Here is a 3423-nt window from a genome sequence, read left to right as displayed (position 1 = left end):
CATGACGAGGCCCAATCGCACGGCGCTCCTGGCGCTCTGCCTGCTCGCCGCGGCTGCTGGCGCCGCTGCCGCCGGCACCTGCACGGCCGTCGACTTCAAGCTCGACCTGGTCGATGCCACCGGCCACACCTCTGACCCCATCGCCAAGTGCCTCAGCTCATTCAACGTGCACATTGACGGCACCTGCGGCGTCACCATCGAGCCCCTGGCTTCCTCCGACAACTATGTGCCCGCCATGTGGGGCACAAACTCCATCGGCCTGCTGAAGGAGTGCCCCTACGACACCGGCGCAGCCGACACCAGCGCTACCAGCGACCTCGATGTGGACGCCGCAATTGCCGCCGCCCTCAACGTGTTTGTCTATGGCAGCCAGGTGACTGGCGCCACCGTGGACGCCTTCAGCACCACCGCCACCCCCGGCGTCTACACTGTCGACCGCTCCAGCGCTGCTGTGCTCACCTACGCTGTCACCGAGAGCTCCGACCCCGTGCGCGACGTGGCCACCTGCTCCGGAAGCGACACCACCATCTGCAAGACCGACCTGGCCACCAAGTGCGCACTTGGCGCCTACGGCGTCACCACCGTTGACGGCGTGAAGATCTGCGCCCTCTGCCCCGCCGGCACCTACTCTGATGATGGCGTTGGCTGCAGCCCCTGTGACGCCGGCACATCGCTCGGTACCGTTGGCGGCACCGCCGCTGGCCAGTGCACCAACTGCGTTGCCGGCTCCTACGCCCAGGGCGGCAACTCCGACTGCCTGCTGTGCCCCGCTGGCCAGTACCAGGATACCGCTGCTCAGGGCACCTGCAAAGTCTGCGAGAGCAACAAATGGAGCCTGTTCCCGGGCATGACCCAGTGCCTGGCCTGCGTTAGTGGCGTGCCCTCTGCAAGCGGCACCCCGTCCCCGGGCTACCACCTGCTGTCCATCTCTGATGCCAACACGCTCAAGAGCGGCTGCTCTGCCACCTACAAGCCCACGCTCACCACCAACTGCAGCATGTCCAACACCCTGCTGTCTGTGTTTGTAGACTATGACTGCTCCGTGATCATCACCCCCATCTTTGACGAGCTGTGCTCCGAGCCCGGCAGCACTGCGTACAACTACAACGACCTGGCCATCCAGGGCGCCTACATCGACAGCACCAACATCCGCACCATGCTGCCCACCGCCAGCACCGGCCAGTACGCCTCCTCCTACATGCTCAGCCTGTTTGCCGACAGCGGCAAGGTCAACGCCACCTTCTCCGGCGTCACCGTCGACGCCGCCCAGGCAGGCACCGTCGGCACCGCGTCCTGCGCCGGCCAGTTCCAGGTGACTGGTGGCGAGCTGATCGGCATCGACTCTGGCAACAGCGGCGCCACCTGCCCCGCCGGCACCTACAGCATCAGCTCCCCTGTCGAGCAGTACTGCCCGCCCTGCCCCACCGGCTACACCTGCACTGGCGGTGCCAAGACCACTTGCGGCTATGACAAGTACAACAGCTTCCTGGGCAAGTCTGACAACGCTGCCGACTGCGACACTTGCGACGCCCTTGCCGTCCCCCGCTACACCTCCCTTCCCGGCGCCGACTACTGCACCGTGCCCTACGTCAACATTACCTGCGGCGACGGCCTCGAGTATGACGACTCCTCCAGCACCTGCGTGCCCTGCGCCGACGGCTGGAAGCGCCTGGCCTCCATTGACGATGTCTGCGTGGCCTGCACGGCCGGCACTTACAAGCTCAACGCCACCCACTGCACTGCCTGCACTGGCAACACCGTGGCCCCCGTGGATGCCATGAACTCCTGCCAGACCTGCCCCCTCGGCAGCATCGCCGACGGCACTTTCACTGAATGCACCCCCTGCGGCCCCGGCACCTACTCTGACGGCACAGCCTGCCAGCCCTGTGACGACGGCAAGTTCCGCTCTGGCGACGCCACCCCTGAGAACAACGAGTGCAAGCCCATCCCCGCGGGCTACCGCGAGAAGCTGGTGTCGGGCGAGGGCGCCGCCGCGGCCAAGTCGGAGATCGTGCTGTGCGAGATCGGCACCTACTCGGCTTGGAGCTCTGGCACCCGCGACCCCGCCACCTCCACCGAATGCGCCACCTGCACCCTGAACACCTACGCGCCGCGCAAGGGCATGCAGAAGTGCGTGGCCTGCAAGGCGGGCACCATCCCCGACCAGAGCGCCTCCACCACCGACATTAAGGGCCCCGACCGCTGCGTCGCGTGCAGCGCCACCTCGTACCGTGCCGCCTTCATGGCCAGCGCCACGTGCACCACCTGCCCTGCTGGCTCCGAGACCGGCCCCTCCAACCACGCCGCCTGCACGCCCTGCCGCCCCGGCTACGTCAGCGATGGCTCGGCTGCCGACTGCACCCCCTGCGGGGCTCACAAGTTTATGTCGATGTCTGGTCAGCAAACCTGCCAGAGCTGCCCCAAGGGCTATGAGGGCGTGGCCGACGCCAACACCGCCACCGTGGCCTGCACCCCTTGCGCCAAGGGCTACTACAACAACCAGCTGGCCACGGCCTGCGGGGCCGCCCCCGTGGGCACGTACGTGAACACCACCGGCGCCACCGCTTACACCCCCTGCCCCTACGGCACCTTCTCCGCTGAGGCCGGCTCCGACACCTGCGACGCCTGCCCGCCCGGCCAGTACACCAACACCCTCGGCTCCAAGTCCTGCAAGACATGCCCCTCCGGCACCTTCTCCTCTGGCCGCGCCTCCACGTGCCAGTCCTGCAAGGCCGGCTATTACGCGGCCGCCGGCAGCAGCGTGTGCAGCCCCTGCAAGCCTGGCTATTACTCCTCCGCGCCCCGCGCCGGCTCCTGCCTGCTGTGCCCCATCGGCAAGCAGTGCCCGCTGTCTGCCACCGCGGTGCCCCAGACCTGCGGCAAGGGCTACTTCAGCTCCACCGAGGGCGCGCGCCTCTGCACACCCTGCCCCGTCAACACTTACCAGCCGGGCACCAGCCCCACCCAGTGTGTGCGCTGCGCCGATGGCTACAACACCCGCGGCCTCACTGGCCAGTCGCGCTGCCAGGTTGTGCGCAGCCGCCCGCTGCGCCTGGCCATGTTCTAAGGCACGTGCGCCCCAGCCCCTACCCCACATCCCTTGTCCCTTTGCTGGCTTGACTGCACGTTGGCGCAGCAAGCCCGCCCAGGGCCCCGCACTGCTACTCTTGCCAATGTACACGCGTCTTTCTCTGCCTGCCCCCGTGTTTGGATTTCTGGTACCCCTGCCCGAAAGTACCAGGCCGTGTGCCACTGATAGTGCACAAATATTCTTAACTTTCCAACCAAAAACCTTTCTTCAGCTCACCGCATCTCGTCACTTCTTTTCCTAGCCATCTCTGGCCCCATCCTCATCTCTTTCAAACTAGGACCGTGTTCATGCAAATTTACGTGCACCTTTGCAACCTGTGAGACAGTCTTCAC

At 66.2% G+C, this 3423-nt stretch carries 1 protein-coding gene; it reads left to right on the top strand.

Annotation, left to right across the window (positions count from 1 at the left end; all coding sequences use genetic code 11):
- Positions 1-3067, top strand: a 3067-nt coding sequence (locus IP76_RS22670; protein WP_054160519.1) for a hypothetical protein, incomplete at its 5' end; no start/stop codon positions are given.
- Positions 3068-3423 lie beyond the last annotated feature (356 nt).

This window comes from Rhizobium sp. AAP43 (genome assembly GCF_001296045.1).
GTDB lineage: Bacteria > Pseudomonadota > Alphaproteobacteria > Rhizobiales > Rhizobiaceae > Allorhizobium.
Note: the sequence above shows the minus strand (reverse complement) of the source record. Positions and strands in the feature narration are given on the sequence as shown.